Annotated in this window: 25 protein-coding genes; 11 read left to right on the plus strand and 14 right to left on the minus strand. The window is 63.5% G+C overall.

What is annotated here, in order from left to right; all coding sequences use genetic code 11:
- Positions 1–59 precede the first annotated feature (59 nt).
- From AC1D0N_RS24925 to AC1D0N_RS24945, 5 genes are all read right to left on the minus strand, one after another.
- Positions 60–224, minus strand: coding sequence for a hypothetical protein (locus AC1D0N_RS24925; RefSeq protein WP_477248629.1), 165 nt, complete (start codon positions 222–224; stop codon positions 60–62).
- The gene (locus AC1D0N_RS24930) at positions 221–1,276 is read right to left on the minus strand and encodes an ABC transporter ATP-binding protein (protein WP_477248630.1); all 1,056 of its coding nucleotides are present in this window, start codon (positions 1,274–1,276) and stop codon (positions 221–223) included. The genes AC1D0N_RS24925 and AC1D0N_RS24930 overlap by 4 nt, the downstream gene beginning before the upstream one ends.
- Positions 1,277–1,290: 14 nt before the next feature.
- Positions 1,291–2,124 (minus strand): carbohydrate ABC transporter permease, encoded by an 834-nt coding sequence (locus AC1D0N_RS24935; RefSeq protein ID WP_477248631.1) that lies wholly within the window; start codon positions 2,122–2,124, stop codon positions 1,291–1,293.
- 10 nt (positions 2,125–2,134) lie between these two features.
- Positions 2,135–3,064 (minus strand): carbohydrate ABC transporter permease, encoded by a 930-nt coding sequence (locus AC1D0N_RS24940; RefSeq protein ID WP_477248632.1) that lies wholly within the window; start codon positions 3,062–3,064, stop codon positions 2,135–2,137.
- A gap of 66 nt (positions 3,065–3,130) precedes the next feature.
- Positions 3,131–4,513 (minus strand): ABC transporter substrate-binding protein, encoded by a 1,383-nt coding sequence (locus tag AC1D0N_RS24945; RefSeq protein WP_477248633.1) that lies wholly within the window; start codon positions 4,511–4,513, stop codon positions 3,131–3,133.
- 160 nt (positions 4,514–4,673) lie between these two features.
- On the opposite strand from AC1D0N_RS24945, the gene AC1D0N_RS24950 reads away from it, so the two are divergent.
- The 5 genes from AC1D0N_RS24950 to AC1D0N_RS24970 are packed head-to-tail and all read left to right on the plus strand — an operon-like array spanning position 4,674 to position 9,725.
- Entirely contained in the window at positions 4,674–5,351 is a 678-nt protein-coding gene (locus AC1D0N_RS24950) for a 4-hydroxythreonine-4-phosphate dehydrogenase (protein WP_477248634.1), read from the plus strand.
- 6 nt (positions 5,352–5,357) lie between these two features.
- Positions 5,358–6,812: a xylulokinase gene (locus AC1D0N_RS24955; RefSeq protein ID WP_477248635.1), complete on the plus strand. Its 1,455-nt coding sequence runs from the start codon at positions 5,358–5,360 to the stop codon at positions 6,810–6,812.
- Positions 6,813–6,827: 15 nt separating this feature from the next.
- Complete coding sequence (locus tag AC1D0N_RS24960; RefSeq protein ID WP_477248636.1) at positions 6,828–8,120, plus strand: iron-containing alcohol dehydrogenase; 1,293 nt, start codon at positions 6,828–6,830, stop codon at positions 8,118–8,120.
- Between the two features lie 7 nt (positions 8,121–8,127).
- Complete coding sequence (locus AC1D0N_RS24965; protein WP_477248717.1) at positions 8,128–8,931, plus strand: HAD-IIB family hydrolase; 804 nt, start codon at positions 8,128–8,130, stop codon at positions 8,929–8,931.
- Positions 8,932–8,933: 2 nt separating this feature from the next.
- Positions 8,934–9,725, plus strand: a complete 792-nt coding sequence (locus tag AC1D0N_RS24970; protein WP_477248637.1) for a DeoR/GlpR family DNA-binding transcription regulator — start codon at positions 8,934–8,936, stop codon at positions 9,723–9,725.
- Here AC1D0N_RS24970 and AC1D0N_RS24975 read toward each other — a convergent pair.
- The 6 genes from AC1D0N_RS24975 to AC1D0N_RS25000 all read right to left on the minus strand — a co-directional run bounded on the left by AC1D0N_RS24975 (position 9,722) and on the right by AC1D0N_RS25000 (position 15,517).
- The gene (locus AC1D0N_RS24975; RefSeq protein WP_477248638.1) at positions 9,722–10,228 is read right to left on the minus strand and encodes an L-2-amino-thiazoline-4-carboxylic acid hydrolase; all 507 of its coding nucleotides are present in this window, start codon (positions 10,226–10,228) and stop codon (positions 9,722–9,724) included. The two genes, AC1D0N_RS24970 and AC1D0N_RS24975, sit on opposite strands and share 4 nt — an antisense overlap.
- The gene (locus AC1D0N_RS24980) at positions 10,225–11,007 is read right to left on the minus strand and encodes an ABC transporter ATP-binding protein (protein ID WP_477248639.1); all 783 of its coding nucleotides are present in this window, start codon (positions 11,005–11,007) and stop codon (positions 10,225–10,227) included. The genes AC1D0N_RS24975 and AC1D0N_RS24980 overlap by 4 nt, the downstream gene beginning before the upstream one ends.
- Positions 11,004–11,834: an ABC transporter ATP-binding protein gene (locus AC1D0N_RS24985; protein WP_477248640.1), complete on the minus strand. Its 831-nt coding sequence runs from the start codon at positions 11,832–11,834 to the stop codon at positions 11,004–11,006. The genes AC1D0N_RS24980 and AC1D0N_RS24985 overlap by 4 nt, the downstream gene beginning before the upstream one ends.
- Entirely contained in the window at positions 11,831–12,661 is an 831-nt protein-coding gene (locus AC1D0N_RS24990; protein ID WP_477248641.1) for an ABC transporter permease, read from the minus strand. Before AC1D0N_RS24990 ends, AC1D0N_RS24985 begins: the two co-directional genes overlap by 4 nt.
- Complete coding sequence (locus AC1D0N_RS24995) at positions 12,658–13,644, minus strand: ABC transporter permease (RefSeq protein WP_477248642.1); 987 nt, start codon at positions 13,642–13,644, stop codon at positions 12,658–12,660. Before AC1D0N_RS24995 ends, AC1D0N_RS24990 begins: the two co-directional genes overlap by 4 nt.
- A gap of 262 nt (positions 13,645–13,906) precedes the next feature.
- On the minus strand, positions 13,907–15,517 hold the full coding sequence (locus AC1D0N_RS25000; RefSeq protein ID WP_477248643.1) for an ABC transporter substrate-binding protein: 1,611 nt from the start codon (positions 15,515–15,517) through the stop codon (positions 13,907–13,909).
- A gap of 376 nt (positions 15,518–15,893) precedes the next feature.
- On the opposite strand from AC1D0N_RS25000, the gene AC1D0N_RS25005 reads away from it, so the two are divergent.
- On the plus strand, positions 15,894–17,084 hold the full coding sequence (locus AC1D0N_RS25005; RefSeq protein WP_477248644.1) for a M24 family metallopeptidase: 1,191 nt from the start codon (positions 15,894–15,896) through the stop codon (positions 17,082–17,084).
- Positions 17,085–17,099: 15 nt separating this feature from the next.
- On the opposite strand, the gene AC1D0N_RS25010 is transcribed toward AC1D0N_RS25005, so the two are convergent.
- From AC1D0N_RS25010 to AC1D0N_RS25020, 3 genes are read right to left on the minus strand one after another with little or no spacing between them, the layout of a single operon-like run.
- The gene (locus AC1D0N_RS25010; RefSeq protein WP_477248645.1) at positions 17,100–17,519 is read right to left on the minus strand and encodes a cupin domain-containing protein; all 420 of its coding nucleotides are present in this window, start codon (positions 17,517–17,519) and stop codon (positions 17,100–17,102) included.
- Positions 17,520–17,522: 3 nt separating this feature from the next.
- On the minus strand, positions 17,523–18,386 hold the full coding sequence (locus AC1D0N_RS25015) for a phosphoenolpyruvate hydrolase family protein (protein WP_477248646.1): 864 nt from the start codon (positions 18,384–18,386) through the stop codon (positions 17,523–17,525).
- 11 nt (positions 18,387–18,397) lie between these two features.
- A complete protein-coding gene (locus AC1D0N_RS25020; RefSeq protein ID WP_477248647.1) occupies positions 18,398–19,594 on the minus strand; it encodes a Tm-1-like ATP-binding domain-containing protein in 1,197 nt (398 codons plus the stop codon).
- 105 nt (positions 19,595–19,699) lie between these two features.
- Between AC1D0N_RS25020 and AC1D0N_RS25025 the strand changes: the two genes are divergently transcribed.
- From AC1D0N_RS25025 to AC1D0N_RS25045, 5 genes are all read left to right on the plus strand, one after another.
- Positions 19,700–20,347, plus strand: a complete 648-nt coding sequence (locus AC1D0N_RS25025; RefSeq protein ID WP_477248648.1) for a TetR/AcrR family transcriptional regulator — start codon at positions 19,700–19,702, stop codon at positions 20,345–20,347.
- A gap of 438 nt (positions 20,348–20,785) precedes the next feature.
- Entirely contained in the window at positions 20,786–21,898 is a 1,113-nt protein-coding gene (locus tag AC1D0N_RS25030) for an ABC transporter ATP-binding protein (protein WP_477248649.1), read from the plus strand.
- A gap of 46 nt (positions 21,899–21,944) precedes the next feature.
- Positions 21,945–23,378: an ABC transporter substrate-binding protein gene (locus AC1D0N_RS25035; RefSeq protein ID WP_477248650.1), complete on the plus strand. Its 1,434-nt coding sequence runs from the start codon at positions 21,945–21,947 to the stop codon at positions 23,376–23,378.
- An 80-nt stretch (positions 23,379–23,458) separates the two neighbouring features.
- Complete coding sequence (locus AC1D0N_RS25040; RefSeq protein ID WP_477248651.1) at positions 23,459–24,520, plus strand: carbohydrate ABC transporter permease; 1,062 nt, start codon at positions 23,459–23,461, stop codon at positions 24,518–24,520.
- Between the two features lie 3 nt (positions 24,521–24,523).
- On the plus strand, positions 24,524–25,462 hold the full coding sequence (locus tag AC1D0N_RS25045) for a carbohydrate ABC transporter permease (RefSeq protein WP_020629045.1): 939 nt from the start codon (positions 24,524–24,526) through the stop codon (positions 25,460–25,462).
- The last annotated feature ends 1 nt before the right edge of the window (position 25,463 follow it).

Here is a 25,463-nt window from a genome sequence, read left to right on the forward strand (position 1 = left end):
TCTTTGTCTTTATGCGTGTCGTTGTCCCAAAACCGCTGCGCACTTTTGGGCGACATGCATTAGAACCAGATCAGCCAGACGAGTTGCAGGATGACCAGCGCGATGGCGTCCCAGAAGATCAGCTCGCCGGTCGAGAACCAGCGCCTCGAATTGTTGAAGCGGTGGAACTGCCACCAGACGAACGCTGCCGCGACCAGTGGGACAAACGCAAGCAGCGTGCTCACGGCAGCCGTGCTCCCGATGCTGCGTCGAAGACATGCAGCGCCGCTGCGGGAAAGCGCAGATGCAGCGTCTGGCCGGGATCGTAGGCGCGATCGTCGTTGACGGTCCTGACGATCAGGGCGTCGGCCTTGCTCCTGGCGAAGATCAGCACATCCGGTTCGACCAGTTCGACGACATCGACGGCGAAGCTGATCGCATCGCCGGCGGTGGCATCGACGAGCTGGATCTGCTCCGGACGAATGCCGAGGGTGATCGGACCATCCGGCCGGCCGGGCAAGGGGCAGGAAAAACCGTCGGCGTGAAAGATGCCGCCACGCACATGGCCGTCAAAGGTGTTCATCGCCGGGCGGCCGATGAATTCGGCGATGAAGCGATTGGCGGGCCGGCGATAGATTTCGCGCGGATCGTCGAACTGGATCAGCGCGCCTTCGCGCAGCACCGCGACCCTTGTCGCCAAAGTCATCGCCTCTTCCTGGTCGTGGGTGACGAAGACGAAGGTCTTCTTCAACTCACGATGCAGCCGCTTCAGTTCGGTGCGCATGTGAAGGCGTAGCAACGCATCGAGGTTGGAAAGCGGTTCGTCCATCAGGCAGAGGCTGGGCTGCCAGACCAGCGCACGGGCAACGGCAACGCGCTGCGCCTGTCCGCCTGACAGTTGCGACGGGCGACGGTCGAGATAACGGGTGATTTCGAGCAGCTCAGCCATGGCGCGCACACTGCGGTCGAGCTCGGCGGCCGGCATCTTCCGGATGCGCAAGGGATAGGCGATGTTCTCGTAGACGCTCTTGTGGCTGTAGAGCGCGTAGTTCTGGAACACCATGCCCATGCCGCGCAGGCGCGGCGGCAGGTCGGTGACATCACGGCCCTCGACCATGATGCGGCCGGCTGTCGGACGTTCGAGGCCGGCGAGCAGCCGGCAGGCCGTCGTCTTGCCGGACCCCGAAGGGCCGAGCAGGACGAGGAACTCGCCCGGCTCGAACGCGAGGTCGAGCGCCTGCAGCGCCACCGTCCCGTCCGGGAAGGCCTTGGTGACGCCGTCGAAAACGATTGCCATGCGAACTCCTGAGATCAGCCTTTGACCGCGCCGAAGGTGAGGCCGCGCACGAGCTGTTTCTGGACAAGGAAGGTGAAGAGGACGATCGGCAGCGTCGCCACGATGGCGACCGCCGCGACCTGACCCCAGAGCGTGCCATGCGGCGTCACCAGTCCCGGTATGCCGACGGTGAGCGGCCGGCCGTCGAAGGCGACGAGGATGAAGGCATAGAGGAACTCGTTCCAGGACAGGATGAAGCAGAGTACCGCCGTGGCGCCAATGCCGGGTGCGGCCAGCGGTGCGACGACGAAGAAGAAAGCGCCCAAGCGCGAGCGGCCATCCATCATCGCGGCTTCGTCGATCTCCTTGGGGATTTCGGCGAAGAAGCCGCGCATCATCCAGACGACCAGCGAGAGATTGAAGGAGGTGTGGGCGATCACCACCGCGTAGATGGTGTCGATCAGGCCAAGCGAGGTGAAGAACAGGAACAGCGGCACGGCGATCGAGATCGGCGGCGCCATGCGCGTGGTCAGGAAGAAGAAGAACAGGTCTTCCTTGCCGGGAAAGTCGGAACGGGCAAAGCCATAGGCGGCGGGCGCGCCGATGAGGATGCAGAGCACGGTCGATGACACCGAGATCAGCACCGAGTTGATCGCCAGCGGCCAGTATTCCTTGTCGATAAAGACGGCCGGGTAGTTGGAGAGCGTCGGCGAAAAAATCCACTTCGGCACCGACGACAACAGGTCGACGCGGTTCTTGAACGAGGCCAGCACCATCCAGACGTAAGGCGTGAGCGCCACCACCACGGCAACCAGCAGCACCGCCCAGGCAAAGCTCTTCCAGGCGCGGCTGGTGGATTGATCGATCATCGACGCGCCCTCAAAACGCAGCCGCCGGCTTGCTGCCTGTCCAGTAGACGGCCTTGTAGAAGACCGAGCACAGGATCAGCACCACCAGATAGATCATGAAGGCGACAGCGGCGCCGTAGCCGAGGTCCCAGTTGCGGAAGTTGACGCGGTAGGCATAGATCGACACCAGTTCGGTCAACGTTCCCGGGCCGCCGCCGGTCATCAAAAACACCTTGTCGAATTCCTTGAAGGCATCGATGCCGCGCAAAAGCAGCACCAGGGCGATGACGGGCCTGAGCAGCGGCAGCATGACATCGCGAAAAATCTGGAACGGTTTGGCGCCGTCCATCATTGCCGCCTCGAACGGTGCTCGCGGCAGGCTCATCATGCCGGCCAGCATGATCAGCGTGACGAAGGGCGTCCACTGCCAGACATCAATGGCGACGATGGTTGGGAAGACGAGATCGGGAGCCGAAAGCACCGCCGCGTTCTGCGCCAGCAAGCCGATCTTGCGCATGTTGAAGGTGAGCATGCCGAAGTCGCCCTGCAAAAGCAGGCGCCAGATCAGCCCGACGGCGACCGGCGCGATCATCATCGGGATGAGCAGCAGCGTGGTCAAAAGCCGCTGGCTGGCGACGAAGCGAAAGATCAGGAAGGCGAGCGCGAAGCCGATCAGGAATTCGAGCAGCACGGCGATGATGACGAATTTCAGCGTCAGCAGGAACGATGCCCAGAAGAACGGATCATTGCGCATCAGCTTGCGGAAATTGTCGAAGCCGATGAAGGCGCCGGAATGGCTCGCATCGGCGAAGCTGAGATCGGTCAGCGCCGTATAGACCATGTAGTAGAACGGACCGACCAGGAAGACGACGACCAGCAGCGTCGCCGGCAGCATCAGCAGTGGTCCCACACCACGGTCAAGGAGCGGCATTCCGCGGGACGATGGAGTGCGGTTGGTCACGGGCAATTCCTGGGTACAAGAACGGCTACCCGCTGCTGCGGGTAGCCTCTGCGCGACGCTTGGGGCCTATCGTGCCGGATAGGTCACTGGCGCGCAAGAACCGAGCAGCGTCGAGATATCGGTCGCCGCCGTGTCGAGTGCCGCCTGCGCTTCCTTCTCACCGGCGAGGTAGGAGGAGAGTTCGCGCACCAATATGTCGGTCATCTCAGCCGATTGCGGCAGCGTCGCCTTCGGCACCGCATGTTCGTTGGCCGCCATCGAGGCCTTGGCGTAGGGCAGCTTCTGCACCTCCGGCGAGGCATAGACATCGGGCCGGCCCGAAGCGCCGCCATTGAGATGCTGTTCGAGCTGGCGGTCGTAGCCCATCATCCACTGGACGAAGAGGAAGGCGGCCTGCGGGTTCTTCGAATAGACCGGGATGAGGTAGGTCCAGCCCTCGACCTGGCCGATCTTGCCGCCATCGCCTTGCGGCACGAGGTCGAAGCCGACCTTGCCGACGACCGTCGATGCCGTGGTGTCGACCGACACGGCATAGGTGGCGTCGTTCCACATGATCAGCTCGGCGACCTTGGCCTGCTGCATCAGCGCCATCACGTCGTCCCAGAAATAGTTGAGGCTGTCCGGCGGCGAGAACTGCAGCAGGCTCTTGTAGTATTCGAGCGAGGCGACGGCCTTCGGGCTGTTGACGATGACAGGGCCGCAGGCCGAGCCGCTCTTTACGTCGAGCACGTCGCCGCCGAAGGAGTAGAGGAAATTGAGCCATTCGTACCACAGCGCTTCGTGGCGCTTGCCTTGCAAGGCGGTGCCATAAAATCCCTGGTCGGGGCGATAGAACCATTCGGCGATGTCGCGGTATTGCTTCCAGTCCTGGGCAGGGGCGAGGTCATAGCCGTATTTGGCCTTGAAGCCGGCCTGTTCCTTGGGATCGGCCAGCAGGTCGGAGCGATACCACATGAACATGTTGAGCACGGTGAAGGGGAAGCCGTACTCCTTGCCGTCATACCACGAGATTTCGTGCCAGGCGGTCTGGTAGAGCTGCTTTTCCGGCTCGAAGGTCGGATCGCGCAGCACCGGATCTGCCATCATCTTGGAGATTTCAATGAGATGATTGTTGGTGGCGAACTTGCCGAGTTCGCGGTGCGGCTGGATGATGACATCGTAGCGGCCGCGGTGTGAGTTGAGATCGAGCTGGACCTTGTTAACGGCTTCCGAATGCTCGTACATCTCGACTTCGACATGGATGCCGGTCTGTTTCTCGAACTGCGGCGCCATCTTCTTCAGCGCTTCAAGCGGCGGCAGCGACTCGCCGACCATGCGGATGGTCTGCCCGCTGTAAGGCTTCGACGCCTCTTCCAAACTCCACGCCGCCGCTTGTGTGACTTGCCACAATAGGGCGGCGGCAACGAGCAGCCCGGATGCGGTACTCCCGCGCGTCAGCAACTTAAGCATTCTTCTCTCTCCTCGGAGCGTGCCTGGCGAAGCTGGCGCCCGTTCTGTCACAAAATGTGTAGTACTGCAAATCAAAATGTGGCACCTTGCAACAATTGGTTGAGTGGTGCTAACAGACCGGCAGCGAGCCGCCTTTCCGACCAGGCCAAGGGAATTTCGAATGGACTTCATCTTCATGCTGACGCGCAACGATCGCACGGTCGAGGACTGTCTCGATCTCGTCGAGTTGATCGAGCCGGTCGGCCTGAAGCACGTCGGCTTCAAGGATATCGGTGTGGCGCCGGAGGTGCTGAAGACGCTGGCCGGCGCCATCCACCGGACCGGCGCGACCTCTTATATGGAAGTCGTTTCGACGACACCGGAGGCCTGCTTGAACTCGGCGCGCATCGCCCGCGATCTCGGCATTCATCGGTTGCTGGGCGGCACGCAGGTCGACGAGATCATGCAGCTGCTGAAGGGTAGTGACACGCAATACTACCCGTTTCCGGGCAAGCCGGTCGGCCACCCGACCAAGCTCGGCGGCTCCGTCGCCGATGTCGAGGCCGATTGCCGTTCCTTCGCCGAAAAAGGTTGTGCCGGATGCGATATCCTCGCCTACCGCGCCACCGAGGCCGATCCGATCGAGCTGGTTCGCGCCGCCCGCCGCGGGCTTGGCCAGGCTGCACATCTCATCGTTGCCGGCGCCGTTGCCTCGGCCGAGCGGATCAAGGCGATCAAGCAGGCTGGCGCCGATGCCTTTACGATCGGCACCGCGGTTTTCGACGGTTCCTATTCGCCGACGAAAGGTTCTATCCTTTCGCAGCTGCGGGATGTCCTCGCGGATTGCGAACGCGTCTGAGGCATCATGGCAGTCGTCGGCATCGATCTCGGCACACAGAGCCTGAAAGCGGTCGTCGTCGACGACGATCTGCGGCTGCGTGGCGAGGCAAGCGTGCCCTACCAGCCGGTCTTCCCGGCGCCAGGCTGGGCCGAGCAGGATCCGGCGCTGTGGCTCGCTGCCTTGAAGCCCGCCATTGCCGATGCGCTTGGCAAGGCCGGGCTTAACGCTTCCGACATTAGGGGTATGGCCATCGCCGGCCAGCTCGACGGCTGTATTGCGGTCGACCGCAACGGCCGTGCGCTGGCACCCTGCATCATCTGGATGGACCGCCGGGCAGCCGCGGAAATCGCCGGCATCGATGCCGGCTTCATTCGCGAACGCACCGGTCTTGTCCTCGACGCCACGCACATGGCGGCCAAGATCCGCTGGGCCTCACGCAATTTGCCTGAAGCGCGCCGCGCAATGCGCTGGCACCAGCCGGTGTCTTTTGTGGTCGCCGCCTTGTGCGGCCGCGCCGTCATCGACCACGCGCTGGCTTCGACGACCATGCTCTATGGGCTGAAGGAGCGGGCCTATGCCGGTGACCTGCTGGCCGCGTTCGACATCGATGTGACAAGGCTGCCGGAGATCGACAACGCGTCGGCGGTCGCGGGAACCTTGACGCGCACCGGCGCGGAGCTGACCGGGCTTCCCCTGGGGATACCGCTGGCGGTCGGCACCGGCGACGACTTTTCCGCCGCCATCGGCGCCGGCGTCGTCGTGCCTGGCGTCGTCGCCTGCAATCTCGGCACCGCCGAAGTGGTCGGCGCGATTTCCGACACGCTTCGCATCGACCCGGACGGTCTGGTCGAAACACACGGCTTCCTCGGCGATCGCTATTTCGTCTCGAATCCAGGATGGCTTTCGGGCGGCGCGGTGACGTGGTTCCTGTCGACCTTCGGCGTCAGATCGCCGGCGGCGATGTCGAAACTGGCAGAAACGATCGTTGCCGGCAGCGACGATCTCTTGTTCCTGCCGGCGCTGTCCGGTGCCATGGCGCCGCGCTGGATTGCCGGCGCGCGGGGCGCCTTCTATGGGCTGACCTCCTTCCACGGCAAAGCAGCTTGCGCCCGCGCTGTTCTCGAAGGCTGTGCCTTCGCCATGCGCGACGTGGTCGACCGGCTGAGCGAACTCGGCATCGCGACCCGGCGCATCAGGCTTTCGGGCGGCGGCGCACGCAGCCTTGTATGGGCGCAAATCCGCGCCGATGTCAGCGGCAGGCCGGTGGAAATCACCAGCGCCACTGACGCCTCGCCGATCGGGGCGGCAATCCTGGCCGCCACTGCCATCGGCCTCTCCACCTCGGTGCAGGAAGCCGCCGAAAGGCTGGCCGGCCGCATCGAGACAATCGACCCAGACCCCGTAGCCGGGGAAATCTACGACAGAAGCTACCGGCGCTATCGAACGCTGTTCGACGCGCTGGCACCACTCCACGACTGACCGGACGACATCCTCATGTCCAGACTAATGCTCGATCGCCTCATCGCCGGCACGCTGCCTGATCCGGATGGCGGCGGCATGCTGTCGGTGCCGTTGAAAACCATCGTCATCGGCCGCGGCCTTGGCGACGAGGCCGACACGCTGGTGGCGCCGCTGCCGCTCGGCCGCAAGCTGGCCGTCGTCATGGATCCCGATACAAGGCTGGCGCTGGGCGAAAGGGTGTCGATCGCACTGCGCGGCACGGGCGATGTCGACAAGATCATCCTGCCGCGCCATCCGCATCCCGACATGGAGGCGGTTCGATCGGTCATCGCCCGCACGCAAAACGCCAGCGGCCTCGTTGCGGTCGGGTCGGGCTCGATCAACGACATCACCAAATATGCCGCGCATCTCTCCAAGAAACCCTATGCGGTGTTTGGCACCGCGCCGTCGATGAACGGCTACACATCGGTCTCGGCGGCGATCACCGAGGACGGCCTGAAGAAGTCGCTGACAGCGACGTTGCCGGTCGGCGTCTTCCTCGATCTCGACGTGATGGCGCGGGCGCCGCACCGGCTGATCGCCGCCGGTTTCGGCGATTCGATGGCCCGGCCAACCGCCCAGACCGATTGGCTGATGGCGCATCTGTTGATCGGCACGCCGTACCGCGAGGCGCCGTTCATGCTTCTGGCGGAAGATGAGAAGGCGCTCATCGCAAAGGCCGGCGATCTCAGGACAGGCGATCTCGCAGCGATGGAAGTGCTAGTGCGCACGCTCGTCATGTCGGGCCTCGGCATGACGCTGTGCGGCGGCTCCTATCCGGCCAGCCAGGGCGAGCATCTCATCGCGCATTACATCGACATGCGCGGCCAGGGATTGCCGGAGGCGCATCACGGCGAACACATCGCGGTGACGACGCTGACCATGGCACGGCTGCAGGAGCGGGTGCTGGCCCTACCCGAACTGCTGCTGTCGCCGACATCCGACACACCGGATCGCTTCACTGCGATTTTTGGAGAGGCGCTCGGACGCTCCTGCTGGGCTGCGTTCAAGCCCAAGGTTTTCGACCGGGAAAGGACGGACGTTATCAACGCCATGCTGGCCAGGCATTGGCCGTCGCATCGTGAAAGGCTCACCAAGGCGGCGCGGCCAGCGCGTGAGATCGCGCAGGCCCTGCTTGCGGTGGGTGCACCGACCACGCCCGAGGATGTGGCGATACCGCCTGCGTTCTACGACGAGGCGGTCGCCAATGCGCGGCTGATCCGTGACCGGTTCACCATGCTCGATGTTGCGGCGGCGTCGCTCGCGCCAGTGCCGGCAGGGGCCTGAGCGGGTGCTGCGCCCGCTCGCGGATTTCACGGTTGAGGACCGGCGCAAGATCACAGTCGTGCTCACCGACATCGACGACACGCTGACCGACAAGGGCCGGCTGCCGGCCATAGCTTATACGGCGCTGGAGCGGCTGAAGCAGGCGGGCTTCATCGTTGCCCCGGTCACGGGCCGGCCGGCCGGCTGGTGCGACCTGATCGCACGGCAATGGCCCGTGGACGGCGTGATCGGCGAGAACGGCGCTTTCTACTTTCGCTACGACGACGCCAGGAAGCGGATCGTTCGCCACTACGCCAAAAATGCCACCGAGCGGCATGCCGATGCCGCAAAGCTTCGGCAGATCGAGCGGGAGGTGCTCGCGGAAATTCCAGGCGCCGCGGTGGCGGCGGATCAAGCCTATCGCGAGGCCGATCTGGCGATCGATTTCCGTGAGGATGTGCAGCCACTTCACAAGTCCGAGGTGCTGAGGATCGTCGACATCTTCCGGCGCCATGGCGCGACGGCAAAAATCTCGTCCATCCACGTCAATGGCTGGTTCGGCGGCTATGACAAACTGTCGACAAGCCGGCTATTCTTGCGGGACTGTTTCGGTATAGACATCGACCGCGACAAGGACAGTGTTGTTTTTGTCGGCGACAGTCCAAACGACGCACCGATGTTCGGCTTCTTCCCCAACAGCGTCGGCGTCGCTAATGTTCTCGACTTCGCCGGCGAACTTCCGGCGTCGCCCGCCTTCGTCACAGGGGGACGCGGCGCGGACGGATTTGCCGAACTTGCGAAGGCGCTGATTGCAGTGAAGGAACGGGAATAGCCATGGAGCCAGGCCGACTGACGAAGAAGGAGCGGCACGAGCTCATCCTCTCGGAAGTGCGCCGTTCCGCCTCCATCCGCATCTCAAAGCTGGCCAGACGCATCGGCGTCGCCGGCGAAACGATCCGCCGCGATCTGATCGAACTGGGCGAGGCCGGGCTTCTCAACCGCACCTATGGTGGCGCGACGATCTCTCTGGTGACGTCGGAGCCGGTGATTTCCGAGCGTGGCCTGACCATGGTCGAGGAACGGGCGCGGATCGGGCGCGGCGCGGCAAGCCTGGTCGAGAAAGGCCAGATCGTGATGATCGACGGCGGCTCGACCACCTATGAGGTGGCGCGCAACCTTTCCCAACTGAAGCGGGATTTGATCATAATCACCAACTCGACCGGTGTGGCATCGGTGGCCGGCGCCAATCCGACCTTTCGCGTCATCCTGTGCCCGGGCACCTATGACAGCCGCGAAGGCAGCGTGCTGGGCGAAGACACGGTCGAGTTCGTCAACCGCTACAATGCCGACGTCGCCATCATCGGTGCATCTGGGGTGACGGCGGATGGCCCGAGCGACATGATCTCGGGTGCGGCGGCGGTCAAGCGCGCGATGATGTCGCGATCGCTGTCGACGGTCCTGGTGGTGACCAATGACAAGTTCGGCCGCGCCAGCCTCGAGCGCGTCTGCGCGCTCCGCGACATTTCCGACATCGTCACCGACCGCGAACCGCAGGCCGAATTGCGCGCGGCCAGCGAAGAGGCCGGTACGGAAATCCACGTTTTCGCAGCCGCTGATCTCGTCTAGCCCGCATCCCGGTTGGTCAAGGCGATATGACAGCAGCCGGAGCCGTGGCCCGGCGTCCAGGTGACATTGTCGAAGTGCACGCCGGTCGCCTCGAACAGGCCGCGGTCGAAGGCGCCGGCGATGCGGCAGAGCGTGGCGAGTTTTTCGTCGCCAACACCAGCCTCCACCCAGGCATCCTTCAACGGGCAGCGCTTGACCTTGAAGGCAATGCGCTCGTCGCTGCGTTCGACATCGGTCGGATACATGCGGCCGCCATCCGGACTGATGGCCAGAAATGCCTCGCCTATGGCGCGGGCGTCGTTGGGCCCAAAGGCGGCGAAGGCGGCGGCCGCGACCTCCTTACCGCGCTGCTCGATGGTGCGGATCATGATCGCTTCGGCTTTTTCGGCGCCGAGTTCTTCCGTCAGTTCATCGAGGAACAGGCGGTAGAGGTCGGCGCGGTTGCGGAAGGCGGAATCGAGTTCGCGCGACAGTTTCTCGGCCCTGGCTTCGAGGTCGGTCATGATGCGTCCTGGCTTCTTTTCAATTTCGGGGCTGCCGCCACCAGCGCTTTGCCGATCGCCGATTGCGGTGCTTCGATCACGGCACGCGCGTCGCCGCTCTCGGTAATGCGGCCGGCGTCGAGGATGATGATGCGATGGGCGATAGCTCTGATAACGCCAAGATCATGCGAAATGAACAGATAGGCGATCCGTTCCTCACGCTGCAGGTCAAGCAGCAACTCCAGGATCTGTCCACGCACCGATACATCAAGCGCCGACACGGCTTCATCGAGCACGATCAGCGACGGGTTTGTCGCGGTGGCGCGGGCGATGGCGACGCGCTGGCGTTGGCCGCCGGAGATTTCATGGATGGCGCGTGAGGCGAGATCAGCCGTCAGGCCGACACGTTCCAGCAGCGCGGCGATACGGCGCGGGCGTTCGCTGCGGGGGGCAACGCCGTGAATGCGCAGGGGATCGTCGAGCACACGCGCCACGGTGGCACGCGGGTTGAAGGCGGCGAGCGGATCCTGGAACACCATCTGCAGGCGGGCGCGCAGCGCGCGCAAGGCTGCGCCGTTCAAGGCCAGGAAATCGCTACCCTCGAATTCGATGTGACCGGTATCAGGCTCGATCAACCGCAGCACCAGCCGCGCAATGGTCGACTTGCCGCTGCCGGAAGGCCCGGCCAGAGCCAGGGTCTCACCGGGTTCAATGTGGAAGGAGACATCATCGACCGCGGCGATGGGCTTGCCACTGCCGCGGTATCGCTTGGCGAGACTGGAAACCGTCAGCAGGCTCATGCCGGGAGCCTGACTGTTCGACCAAGCAGCGGCTCGGCATCGAGGCCGAGATTGGCATCCAGCAATGAACGCGCATAGGCGTGGCGCGGCGCGTTGATGATCTGCGTCGTTGCGCCGAGTTCGACCAGTTCGCCATGCCGGAACACGGCGATGCGCTCAGCAAGCTCGGCGGCCAATGCGATGTCGTGGCTGATGAACAGCAGCGTCATGCCGTCCTCGGCCACTAGTTGCCGGATGAGGGTCGCGATCTCGGCTTGCACGATGGTGTCGAGAGCGCTGGTCGCTTCATCGGCGATCAGCAGTTTCGGCCCGGCCGCGATCGCGGCAGCGATCGCCACGCGCTGCTTCTGGCCGCCGGACAGCTGATGCGGGAAGGCACGCATGGCGGCGCCTGGATCAGGCAAGCGGACACGGGCGAGCAGGGTTTTGGCTTTGGCGAAGGCTTCTCCCCAACCGAGGCCGAGATGGGTGTGGGCGACCTCGGCGATCTGTTTGCCAATCGGCATGACGGGATCGAGGCTGGCCGAAGGGTCCTGGAAGACGAAGCCGATATCGCGACCGGGGAGGGGGACGAATTTAGGTTGGCGATCCTTCGACGATTGAAAATCCATCGCCGGCCATTCGATGCGCCCTCCGATTATGGAGGAAGCTGGCAACAACCCCGCAATCGCCAGCACCAGCGTGCTCTTGCCCGAGCCGCTCTCGCCGATGATGGCCAAGCGCTCGCCGGCAACAATATCAAGGCTGATGCTTTTCAGGGCCACCACCCCGCTGCCATCACGCCGATAGGTCACCGTCAGGTCGCGGATGGAGAGCAGCGCCGTCACGACAGGCTCCTTCGCACCGCTGTCGTCTCGACGACGCCTTCGCCGGCGAGATAGACGCCGAGCACGGTCAGCACGAGCGCAATGCCTGGAATGATCGACAGGAAGGGCGCTGTGCGCAGGACCGCGCGGCCTTCGGCGATCATGCCGCCCCAGGTCACCCGATTGGGGTCGCCGAGGCCGAGGAAGGAAAGTGCCGCTTCTGTGAGGATGGCGGCGGCGACGATCACCGAGGACAGCGCCAGCACCGGCGGCAATGCGTTGGGCAGCACCTCGCGAAAGGCGATCTCCAGTGGATGCATGCCGATGACGCGGGCACCGGCTACAAAATCTCGCTCGCGGATCGACAGCACTTCAGCGCGCGCGACACGCGCCGGTCCGGTCCAGGCGCTGAGCGCGATGGCCACGACGACGACGCCGAGCGACGGCCCGACGACACTGACGAAGGCCAGCGCCAAAAGGAAGCTCGGCACGGTCTGAAAAGCGTCGGTGATGCGCATCAGCACCTCGTCGACGAGACCGCCGGCAAAGCCGGCCAGCGTGCCGACAACAGCGCCGATAAAGAGGGATGCAGCTGCCGCCGCCAGCCCGACCGCCAGCGAGGTGCGGGCGCCATGGAAAAGCTCGGCCAGCACATCGCGGCCGAGCCGGTCGGTGCCGAGCGGCAGCGACCAATCCTGGAACGGCGGCAGCAGCGCCGGTCCGGCAATGGCTTGCGGGTCACCGGGAAAAAACAGCGACGCCGACAGCGCCATGGCAAACAGCGCGGCCAGGATGATGGCGCCGGCAACGGCCTCCGGGGTGCGCAGAAAGCGGCGGAGCGGGCTCACGCGCCGGCCTCGCTGGCGCCGACGCGCGGATCGAGGACGGCGTAGGCGATGTCGACGAGAAGGTTGATGACGATGACCAGCACAGCGCTGACGAGAATGATGCCGAGCAGCAATGGGGTGTCGCGCGCGGCTACCGCTTCCTGCGCCAGCCGGCCGAGGCCGGGCACGGCAAAGACGCTTTCGATGACGACTGAGCCGCCCAGCATCTGCGCCGACTGCAGGCCCAGCATGGTGACCAGTGGCAACAGCGCGTTGCGGGCGACGTGGGCGAGCACGATGCGGCGGCGCGACAGCCCCTTGGCGCGAGCGGCCAGGACAAAATCCTGCCGCCAGACCTCGGCCATGCCGGCGCGCATCATGCGCAGATAGAGCGCCAGGTAGATGAAGCCGAGTGCTGACACCGGCAGGACGAGATGGGTGGCGATGTCGGCGGCGCGGGCAAGCCCGGTCTTGTTCGAGGCGATGCTTTCGATGCCGCCGATCGGAAACCAGCGCAGGTCGACGGCAAAGACGACGATCAGCACCAGTCCGAGCCAGAAGCCCGGCACGGCATAGAGCGCCAGTGAGCCGATCGACAGGAAACGGTCGCGAAAACTTCCGGGTCTGGCGCCGGCATAAATGCCGAGCGCCGAGCCGAGGCCGAAGGAAAGCGCGGTGGCGCTGCCCATGAGAAGCAGGGTGTTGGGCAGGCGCTCGAGGATGACGTCGCGGATCGGTCGTGAGAAGGTCACGGACTGGCCGAGATCGAGATGCAGCAGCGCCCAGAGATAGTTGGCAAGACGCGTCAGTTCCGACTGGTCGAGGCCCCAGCGATGGCGCAGCAGTTCGATCATGCCGGCATCGCCGCCGGTCGAGACGATATAGGCGTCGACCGCGTCGCCGGGTGCCAGTTCGAGCAGCAGGAAGGTGCCGATGATGACGATCGCCAGCACGAAGATGCTGCCGACGAGACGGCGACGGAGGAGGGTGAGGGCGCGGGTCATGGCGTAAAGACGCCGCTCGCGAGCATTTGAGGTCGCGTTCTAGGGCGCCCCCCTCTGTCCTGCCGGACATCTCCCCCACGAGGGGGGAGATTGGCAGTTTCAGCGCGGCGCTCCATCCTGCGACGTTGGCGATTTGCGAAGGCGACAATGACAGCCGATCTCCCCCCTCGTGGGGGAGATGTCCGGCAGGACAGAGGGGGGCGCGAAGGGACTCTCATTGTCGAACCTGAGCACCCGGACAGATGATCTGCAAGTCTGGAGGTTAGCCCGCCAGATACGTGTCCGCCCAGTTCGAGACCGCCCAGCGCGGATTGTTGGCGATGTTGCCCACCGTATCCTTGGCGACGCTGATGAAACTCCATTCGGCGACGTTGATCAGCGGCAGGTCGGCGGCGACCTTTTTCTGGAACTCCTTGTAAAGCTCGGTGCGGGCTGATGTGTCGAGCGTCTCCGAGGCCTTGGCTATGAGGGCGTCTAGATCGTCGTTCTTGTAGCCGCCCTGGTTGGAGAAGGGCACGCCGTCCGGGATGCCGCTTTGCACCAGGATGGTGGTCGAGATGGCCGGGTCGCCGCGGAACACCGGCGGGCCGACCGCGAGATCGAAGGCGTGGTCGGTGTAGACGGCCTTGATGTGCGCGGGCGAGTCGTTGTTGACCAGCTCGGCGTCGATGCCGATGGCCGCCAGCGCCTGGCGCAGATAGTCGCCGAACTGCTTGGTCTCGTTGAAATAGGGTGCCGGCAAGAGTTTTAGCGTAAAGCGCTTGCCGTCCGGGCCCTTCTTGTAACCGGCTTCGTCGAGCAGCGCGTTGGCCTTGGCGACGTCGAAGGCATAGGTCGGCACGTCGGCGGTGTAAAACTGCGGATCGTTCTTCGGCACCGGCCCGGTGGCGGTGGCGGCATAGCCGAGGAATACGGTCTTGACGACGAAATCCTTGTCGATGGCGTGTGCAATCGCCTGCCGCACCTTGAGGTCGGCCAGCTCCTTGCGGCGATGGTTGATCTCGACGACCAGCTGGTAGGTCAGGCCTTCATAACCCTTGGTGATCACCTTGAGGCCCGGCACCTTGGAGATGCGGTCGAGGTCGGCCAGCGGCACGGCGGAAAAGGCGGCGAGCTGGATCTCGCCGGCTTCGAGCGCGCTGGCCGCCGAGGTGCGGTCGGGCAGAACCTGGTAGATGATTTCGTCCAGCCAGGGCTCGTCCTTGCCCCAGTAGTCTGGGTTCCTGGCCAGCCGGTAATATTCGCCGGCCTTGTATTCGGCGAATTTGAACGGGCCGGTGCCGACCGGAGCATTGTTGGCCGGGTTGGTGGCGATGTCGCCGGTCTCGTAGATATGCTTCGGCACCACGCTCGACAGCGCCGGCAGGGCATTGCGGATCAGCTGGAATGGTGTCGGCTTGGCGAATTTGAACACCGCGGTCAGCTCGTCCGGCGTGTCGACGGCGGCCAGATCCTTGAACACGGTGCGGCCGAGATTCTGCAGCGGCTTCCAGATCTGCAGCGCCGAGAAGGCGACGTCGGCGGAGGTGAAGGGTTTGCCGTCATGCCATTTGACGCCGTCGCGCAATTTGAAGGTCACCGACAGGCCGTCGGCAGCGCCTTCCCAACTGAGCGCCAGGCGTGGGTCGAGCCCGTCCTTGCCGTCAAACGAGGCTTCCGCCAGCGTTTCGACGATCTTGCTCGAGATGAAGAAGACGCCGTTGGAGGCGACGATCGCCGGGTTCAGGTTGCGCGGCTCGGAATCGGCGGCAAGCACCAGCCGTCCGCCCTTTTTCGGCGTCTGCGCCCAGCCGATATCAGGCATGGCGGTGGAGGCCAGCAGCAAGGCTGATCCGGCAAGCATCGTGCGTCTGGAAATCGTGAAATCTGACATGGTCGAACTCCGTCCTCTCCGCGACCCGGCCGGGGGCGCCAATATCCTAGGACGCTCGCGAGCATCCATGCGGCGGAGATTATGGGCCTTGCCGAGGGTTTCGCCAGAGACGGAATTGGCGCATCTTCATGTGGCTTTGAAAATTCCATCCGCTGGACCAGTTACAGGGGAGTGGCTCAATGCGCCCGATCTGGTAAGACCAGATTTGGCTGAAAGCGGCTGGCGGAGCCCGCAGCTTGAGCCGTTGAGCCAGAACAACCTATTTCTGGCTGGACCAGACCGGGCAAAATGGTGCAGATTTGGCGGACAGCCAGAAGATCAGGACCAAAACAGCCGGCGATCCGACCGACCGGCTGGCGAATTCAGGGAGAGAGAGATGAACGTCGCCCCGGGCAAGACTGCCGTCAGCAACATCCCGTTCGACCACGCCAGGGTCGACCGGCTGATGGAGGAGGCGGGCATCGATGTGCTGCTCGCGACGTCCAAGCACAACACGCAGTATCTGCTCGGCGGCTACAAATTCATCTTCTTCGCCGCCATGGATGCAATCGGCCACAGCCGCTATCTGCCGGTTGTCGTCTACGAGAAGGGCGGGCTGGACCACGCCGCCTATATCGGCAACCGCATGGAAGGCGCAGAGCATCAGAACAACCCGTTCTGGACGCCGACACTGCACGCCGCCTGCTGGGGCACGCTCGACGCCGCCAATCTGGCCGTCCAACACCTGACGAAGATCGGCAAGGCGGGCGCCCGCATCGGCATCGAGCCGGGTTTTCTGCCGTCAGACGCCTACACCCTGATCCGCAAGGCGCTGCCGGATGCCAAGCTGATCGACGCCACCGCCATGCTGGAGAGCATGCGCGCCATCAAGACGGACGCCGAGCTGGAGAAGCTGCGCACCGCCTCCGAACTGATCACCGATTCCATGCTGGCAACCATTGGCTGGGCGCGAGAAGGCACGACCAAGAGCGAGATCATCGAGCAGCTTCGGCGCGAGGAGACCAATCGCGGCGCGCATTTCGAATACTGCCTGCTGACGCTGGGCGCCAGCCACAACCGCGCCGCTTCACCGCAAGCGTGGAAAAAGGGCGAGGTGCTGTCGATCGATTCCGGCGGCAACTATCACGGCTATATCGGCGACCTCTGTCGCATGGGCATTCTGGGCGAGCCGGACGCCGAGCTGGAGGATCTTCTGGCCGAGGTCGAGACGGTGCAGCAGGCGGCCTTCTCCAAGGTCAAAGCGGGCACGCTGGGTGGCGACATGATCTCCTACGCCGAGGGCGTGCTGAAGGCGTCGAAGGTGGCGCCCTACACCGATTTTTTCGCCCACGGCATGGGGCTGATCACGCATGAAGCGCCGTTCCTGATGACCAACCATCCGGTGACCTATGAGGGCACCTATGCGGCAAAGCCGCTGGAGAAAAACATGGTGCTGTCGGTCGAGACGACCATGCTTCACCCGACGCGCGGCTTCATCAAGCTGGAGGACACGCTGGCGGTCACCGAGGCCGGCTATGTGATGTTCGGCGACCGGGGCAGGAGGTGGAATCGCGGTGGGGTCGCTTAGCGGACAGGGAGTTGATTATTTCCCACCCGGCGGCAGCAGCCTGAAATCCGGTAACTCCCGCAGCACCAGTTCAGGCCCTGCCGGAGAGTAGACGACGAACAGCTGCATCGGTCCGTCGCCGGTGTTCAGCGTCGAGTGAAAACGGCTTTCCGGCACGTAGATGGTGCAGCCTGGCCCGACTTTCGCGACGACCGGATTGCCCTTCTCGTCCTCGACCATCTGCTCGCCATGGCCTGAGATGACGAAGATGATTTCCTCGGCGCCCGGATGATTGTGCCGCGTGTGGCCCTTGCCGGGGGGCAGGTCGACGACGCCGCCGGAAAAGCGCTCCGCACCGTTGACCTCGGGAGCGACGGTCAGCGCCAGCCGGCCCCAGTCGAAGCCGAAGGCGCTAACATCCTTGGGGTAGACAAATACCTTGCTCTTGTCGGTCATCTCTCATCCCTTCTTTTTCTTTGCAGTCGTTTTGCCGCCAAGCGTGACCGCTTTGAAATCCGCGGTCTGTCTGGCTATTGCCGCTTCGGCCGGCAGGCGCTCCATCGAGCTGGCGCCATAAAAACCGTGCAGGTCCTTGCAGCGGTCGAGAATGTAGCGGGCGTCGTCCGGCATCGAGATCGGCCCGCCATGGCAAAGCAGGATGACATCCTTGCGCACCGAGCGCGCGGCAGCCGCGATGGCGTCGATTTCCTGCACGCAATCGTCGAGCGACTTGGCCGACGTCGCACCGATCGAGCCGCCGGTGGTCACGCCCATATGGGCGACGACGATGTCGGCGCCGGCCCTGGTCATGGCGCGCGCCTCGTCGGGGTTGAAGACATAGGGCGTGGTCAACAGGTCGAGCTTGTGCGCCTCGGCGATCATGTCGACCTCGAGCCCGAAGCCCATGCCGGTCTCCTCGAAGCTTTGCCGCATCTGGCCGTCGAACAGGCCGATGGTCGGAAAATTCTGCACGCCGGAAAAGCCCATCGTCTTCAGCTCGGCCAGAAACAGCGGCATGATAACGAAGGGATCGGTGCCATTGACGCCGGCCAGCACCGGCGTCTTCTTGACCACCGGCAGAACCTCGTAGGCCATTTCCTTGACGATCTCGTTGGCGTTGCCATAGGCGAGCAGGCCGGCGGCCGAGCCGCGCCCGGCCATGCGGTAGCGGCCGGAATTGTAGATGATGATGAGGTCGATGCCGCCGGCCTCCTCAGCCTTGGCCGACAGGCCGGTACCGGCGCCACCACCGACGATCGGCACACCGTCGGCGATCATCTTGCGAAACTTTTCCAGGATTTTCTTGCGCGGAATGGCGGCCATGTCTTCGTATCTCACTGTCTGGCGATGTCGAGAAAGGCAGCGACCGCAGCCTTGGCGAATTCGGGGTCGTTGATGTGCAACGGCAAGCGCGTCACGCGACGGGCGTCGCTTGGGTTGATCGTGCGCTCGATGGCGTCGAACAGAGCGGCATCGGCTTCCGGGTCGAAGAAGGCGCCGCCCTCGATGTCGAGCGCCGAGACACCTTTTTCGGGAATGAGAAAGCGGATTGGACCGTCGCAGAGGCTCAGCCTTGTGCCGATCCATTCGCCGATGGCGCGGTTTTCTCCCTGTGTGGTGCGCATCAGCGTCACGTTCGGATTGTGCTCGTAGAACAGGCGTCCGCGATATTTCTCCGGGATCGTCGGCTGGGCCCAGAAATTGACCATGTCGAGCGCGCCGACCGAGCCGACATAGGGCAGTCCGGTGCGGGCGATGGCGCCAAAACGGTCGTCGGTCGCCGGCAGCACGCCCCCGAACAGGAGGTCGCAGACTTCCGTCGTGGTGATGTCGATGACGCCGGAGAGCAGGCCGCTGTCGGCGAGCTTTTCCATCGAACGGCCGCCGGTGCCGGTGGCGTGGAAGACCATGCAGTCATAGGTCGAGCGCAGCTGGTCGGCGATGGCGGTCACGCAAGGCGTGGTGACGCCGAACATGGTGAGGCCGATCGATGGTTTGCCGCCGGGCGGCGGTGCCGGTTTCGCCGCCATGCCCGATATCGCCTGGGCGGCGTTGTGCAGCACGACACGCGACAGCCGGTTCAGGCCAGCCATGTCGGTCACAGCCGGCATCATGACGATGTCGGAGACATCGACATAGGGTGCGGTGTCGCCGGAGGCCAGCGTCGAGATCATGATCTTGGGCAGGCCGAGCGGCAATGCGCGCATGCCTGCCGTGATGATCGAGGTGCCTCCGCCACCGCCGAGGCCGATGATGCCTGATATGTCGGTGCGCGACTGCGCGAAGCGGGCGAAGGCCATGCCCATGGCCGCGACGGCGGTGCCGCGGTCGTCGATATCAAGCACGGCGCCGCGGCCAGCGGGATGATGGTCGGCGACTTCGCGTGCCGCAATGTCGACCGGCACGGTCGCGCCCCGCGTGCCGACATCGACGCGGGCAACAGCCGCACCGGCCGCGGTGATTGCGTCGGCCAGGAAGGCGAGTTCCTCGCCCTTGGTGTCGGCGGTGCCCACCACATAGATGCGCTTCATGGCGTTTCCCCGGTCGTCACGCGGCCGACGTTTGTCGTCGGCTTCTGCCAGCCGTCGGCAAGCGAAGGCCATTGCAAATTTTTGAGACGCGCGTATCGTATTGACATGGATGTCTCACGTCAACAAGCCGCAGCGAACGACGATGCTGACCATGCCGCCGAGCGTGGGCCCCGTGCGCGCACAAAGCGGCTGATGCTGGAGACGGCAACGCGGTTGATGCAGGCTGGCGTCACGCCTTCGGTCAGCGAGGTTGCCGAAGCGGCCGAAGTGTCGCGCGCCACCGCCTACCGCTATTTCCCCAGCCAGACAGCCCTGGTGCAGGCGGTCGTCGACGAGGGGCTAGGCCCGATACTCGAGTGGCGATCCGATTCGTCCGATGCCGAACGCCGCCTGGCGGAATTGATAGACAGCGCGATGCCGCGCATCGAGGCTTTCGAGGCGACGTTCAAGGCGGCGCTGAAATTGTCGCTCGACCAGTGGGCCCGCCAGCAGGCAGGCGCGCTGGGTGGCGAGCCGGCCTTTACCCGCGGCCATCGCATGGGCCTGCTGGAGGATGCGCTGGCGCCACTGAGGGGCGAGCTGCCGCCGCGCGAATTCGAGCGCCTGGCGCAGGCGCTGTCGCTGATTTTCGGCGTCGAACTGCTGATTGTGCTGAAGGACATCTGGGGCCTGGACAGCGGAAAGACCCTGGCCGTCGCCCAATGGGCGGCCTCAGCGCTGGTGCGGCAGGCGCGACTCCGGACGCCATCCTGACCAGGGGTGGTGGCGGCGTGAATTGGGCATGGAGGAGGGCTGGACGAAGGCGGATGCAGGATATGAGACTTCTCCCGATGCGGACCGATTGGGGGGTTGTCGAGGGCAATCCGGGGCGGTCGCTGCGGTAGCTCGGAGCGAATCTGGTTCGACCAGATTTGAAGGTCGGCGATTTCAGTAATTCCGGGGATTGGCGTTTTGCGAACGGGATGAAGGTGGAGAACTGCCAAAAATGAAGGAAATACGAACATATAGCGGACGTTTCCAGCTTATTTTGGTGACGGCGAATTTCAAGAAAGCGCTTGACGGGCATCTTAAATTGGTAATACCAGATTAGGAAAGAAAAGGCGGATCGGGAATGACAGCCGCAGTCCATTTCGGCAGGGCGAGGAGGATCATACGGATGGCGCGTGTTCCGTCCGCACGAGGTGGCGCATCGTGACGCAGACGTCGCCTCGCGCCAGTGCCGGCAAGGGGATTGCGCTGCGCCTCGATGGGCTCAGTAAGGCCTATGGATCCGTGCGCGCCATCAACGACCTGAGCTTCGCCGTCGACGAAGGCCGCTTCTTCGTACTCTTCGGGCCGAGCTCGGTTGGCAAGACGACGACGCTGCGCACTATCGCCGGCCTCGTCCAGGCCGACTCCGGCACGCTTGAGATCGGCGGCCGCGACATGACCCATGCGCCGATCGCCGGCCGCGGCATCTCGATGGTCTTCCAGTCTTTCGCGCTTTACCCCCACCTCACGGTCTATGACAATCTCGCCTATCCGCTGCGCGAGGAGAAAGCCGCGCCCGCCGAGATCGACAAGCGGGTGAAAGAGACCGCCGAGATCCTGAAGCTGACACACCGCCTGAAGGCCAAGCCGGCAACCCTGTCCGGCGGGGAGCAGCAGCGCGTCGCGCTCGGCCGCTCCCTGATCCGCCGGCCAAAGATTCTTCTCCTCGATGAGCCGCTCACCAATCTCGACGCCAAGCTTCGGCACGAGACGCGCGCCGAGCTGAAGCGGCTGCACCGCCAGTTCGGCATGACCGTGATCTATGCCACGCCCGACGAGCTCGAGGCTCTCTCGATGGGCGAGACGATCGCCGTCATGCGCGATGGCGGCATCGTCCAGATCGGCACGCCGGACGAGCTTTACGAGCAGCCGATCCATACATATGTCGCCAGCAAGATCGGCTCGCCGCACATGAATCTGTTCACGGCCTCGGTGCGCGCCGACACCAGGTCTTTCGACACGCCGCTCGGGACTCTGGTTCCGGCGACGGCGCCAGAGACTGCCGATGCCGGCGAGGCCGCGCTGATCGGCATTCGCCCGAGCGACATTCGGCTCGCCGCCAAGGGCGAAGCCGGGGTTGCCTCGAAGGTGCATCTGGTCGAACCGCTCGGCGACATCACAATCGTCTCGGTCGAGGCCGGCGGCCAGATGTTGCGCATGGTGCTGCCGGAAGCGATCGCCGCCAGCATCAGGACCGGCGATTCGGCATCGATCGCCATCGATAACAGGAAAATCCACGTCTTCCGCGCCGCGAGCGGCCAGGCAATGACCTGACGCGAACGGCGAGAAGCAATACGGTTAACCAAGGGAGGAAACGCGAATGACGGCGATGACCAAAGTGAAAGGCCTAGCGACAGCCGCAAGCTTCGCTGCCACGCTACTGGTGGGAGGCGTGACCTATGCCTCTGCCGAAGAAGTGACGTTGACGATGGCGGTGCCGGATTGGCCCCCGACCCGCATTATGAAGAAGTTCTTCGACGAGCAGTACAAGCCAAAGTCTGGCAATACCGTGAAGCTCGATGTCGACTTCATTCCGTGGCCGGATTTCTACACCCGCGTCAACGCCTCTTTGACCTCGGGCGAAAAGAAGTACAACTTCATCGTGTCGGACTCGCAGTGGCTGGGCGCCTTCGTCGAAGGCGGCTACTTCCGCAAGATCAACGATCTCATCGATGCCGACCCGGAACTCAAGGCGACGATGGAGTCGATGCATCCCGCCGTGCTCAACGCCTACTCGACCTATCCCAACAGCACGCCGAACTACTACGGCTTCCCGCAGTTCCCGGACGTGCTGGTCACCTACGGCCGCAAGGACGTGCTCTGCAACGCCGACGAGCAGGCCGCTTACAAGGCGAAGTACAATGAGAAGCTGCCCTGCACCGGCGAAGAAATCGACGCCATGGACTGGAACACCTTCGAGCATGTTGGCGAATTCTTCCAGCGCAAGAAGGGCGACAAGCTCGCCGGCCAGGTGCTGGATGACGATTTCTATGGCATCGCCTATCAGGCAGGCAAAGGCTACGACTTCTCGACGAGCTCGGTCCACACGTTCGTCTGGGAGCATGGCGGCGGCATCTGGGATGAAACCAAGGCCCCGACCGGACATGCCGAAGGCGTCGTAAACTCCCCGAAGTCCATCGAGGGCATGGAGCATTTCCTCAAATTGCTGAAGTACATGCCGCCGGTGGTCAAGACCGGCACCATGGACATCTTCGTCTCGGACCAGTTGTTCCGTGAAGGCAAGGTGGCCATGAACATCGACTGGATCGGTCTCGCCGAAGCCTCGCTCGATCCCAAGACGTCGAAGGTTTCCGACAAGCTGGTGTTCGGATTGGCGCCAGGCCTGCGCGGCGCCGACGGCAAGGTGAATCGTACGTCACAGATCGGCGGACAGCCTTTCGTTCTCACCACCTGGACGACGCCTGAGCAAATCAAGGAAGCGGTGGGCTTCGTGAAGTGGTGGCTCTCGCCTGATATCCAGCACCAGTTCGCCGCCGCCGGCGGCCAGTCCGCGATCAAGTCGGTCTACAGCGATCCGAAGTATGCGACCTATCGTCCGTGGGACCGCGCCTGGGCGAATTCGCTCGACTGGCAGAAGGACATGTGGCACGTGCCGCAGTTCTTCGAACTGCTCACCCAGCAGCAGGACCAGTACGACCTAGCCATCACTGGCAAGCAGGACGCCAAGACCACTCTGGATAACATCGCCAAGTTCCAGGAGGACCTCCTGAAGAACGATGGCCTTATCCAGTAACCTTCCGACATAGCTGCGGGGAGCGGGCAAAAGCCGCTCCCCGTCATTGCCACGTCAGGCGCTCCATATTTCGGACTCCCATGACCGCTGTTTCAAGCACGCTGCAGACACCACGCCTTACCGCGGTTGTTGCCCACAACTGGAAACTCGCCATCGCTGTCGCTGTCGTCGTGTCGGCCATATCAATGGCGGGCTTGCCGGCGGCTGTCTCCTTCTGGGTGGTGGGCGCCATGGCGGCGTTGGTCGCGGCCGCATTTACCGTCAACGCGTATCGCCGCCACTACTTCGGCGCCTTGCTGGTCGCTCCGGCAATCGCCGTCCTGTTTGTGATGAATATCTTCCCCCTGCTGTGGTCGCTGGGCCTTTCGTTCTTCGCCTACCAGGCAAACCAGCAGACGATCCGCTTCGTCGGACTCGGGAACTACGTCCGGATCCTTACCAACGATCTCGCTGCTCACGCGACTTGGGGCGCGCTGATCAATACCGCCATGTTCGTCGTGTTCACCGTCTCCGCGCAGATGATCGTCGGCTTTCTGCTGGCCATCCTGTTCGCCAAGCAATTTCCGCTGCGCAAGTATTTGTTGATCCTGGTGCTGACACCGATGATGCTTTCGGTTGTCGCCTCTGGCGTGTTCTTCACCTACTACTATGACCCGACATTCGGGATTCTCAGCTACGTCATCAATTCCATCTCCGGCAACCAGTTCATCCTGATGAGCAACAAAGTCGGTGCCGTGGCGGGAATCGTTTTCGCCGACGCATGGATGTGGTCGCCCTTCGTCATGCTCCTTGTGCTGGCGGGCCTCGTCTCGGTGCCGAAATACCTTTACGAGGCCGCTGCCATCGACCGTATTTCCGGCTGGCGGCAATTCTGGATGATCACCTTCCCCTACATCCGAGGCCTTCTGATGTTGGCCCTTCTCTTCCGCACCATCGAGGCATTCAAGCTGGCGGATCTCGTCATCCTCCTCACCAAGGGCGGCAACGACACGCTGACGATCTCCTATCACTTGATCCGCATCGCCAACGAGCAGAACAAGACGAGTGAGGGCGCGGCGATCTCCTATCTGATGCTGTTCATGGTGATCGTTCTCACCAACCTCTACCTGTACCTCGCAAACCGCCGTACGAAGGGAGCCTAACCCGTGGCCGAATCGATATTGGGAAAGCTCGGCTTCCGCAGGGCCAGCGGAGTAGACGAGGCCGGCTGGGGGCGGACGCTCGCCGTGGCCGTCGTCGCCTTTATCTATTTTCTGCCGGTGCTGTTCATCATATTCACCGCCTTCAAACCGCAGGGCGACGCGCTCCTGGTGCCTCCGACGCTGTCGCCCACGTCGCTGTTCGGCTTGATTCCGGACCATTTTGTGTTCAAGCCCACGCTCGAAAATTTTGGGTCCGTCTTTTCTCGCTCGATGACGCCGGACGGTGCCCCGGAAGCGACAGGATTCGACCGTTATTTCTTCAACTCGATCTTCATCGCCTCGGCGTCGGTGCTGCTGGCGCTGGTCATCGGCACCCTGGCGGCCTTCGGCTTCTCGCGCTATCCGCTGAAAGGCAATGACACCTACCTGTTCATCATCCTGACCACGCGTATGCTGCCGGCGATTGTGGTGATCATTCCGGTGATCCTGATGTTCCGCGTAGTGGGCCTGTCGGGCTCGTATCTCGGCATCATCATGCTCTACACTGCTTTCAACCTGGCCTTCACCATCTGGATGATGAAGAGCTTCTTCGATGAATTGTCGCCAGACGTCGAGGATGCCGCCCGCATCGACGGATCGTCCGGAATGCGGGTGTTCTTCAAGATTTGCCTGCCCCAGGTCATTGCCGGGCTCGCCGCCACGTTCGTGTTCGGCCTGATCCTCACCTGGAACGAGTTCCTCTTCGCCCTGTTGCTCTCGGGGCCCGACACCAGGACGGTCCCGGTCGCCATGAACCAGGCCGTGTCGTCGGGTGGACGCGGCACCGACTGGACTTTGCTTGCCGCCATCGAAACCCTGTTCCTCGTCCCAGTCTTCCTGGTCACCTTCTTCTTGCAAAACCATCTATTGCGCGGCGTTACCTTCGGCACAGTGAAGCGCTGAG

It is taken from the genome of Mesorhizobium sp. P2_E10 (assembly GCF_056404235.1).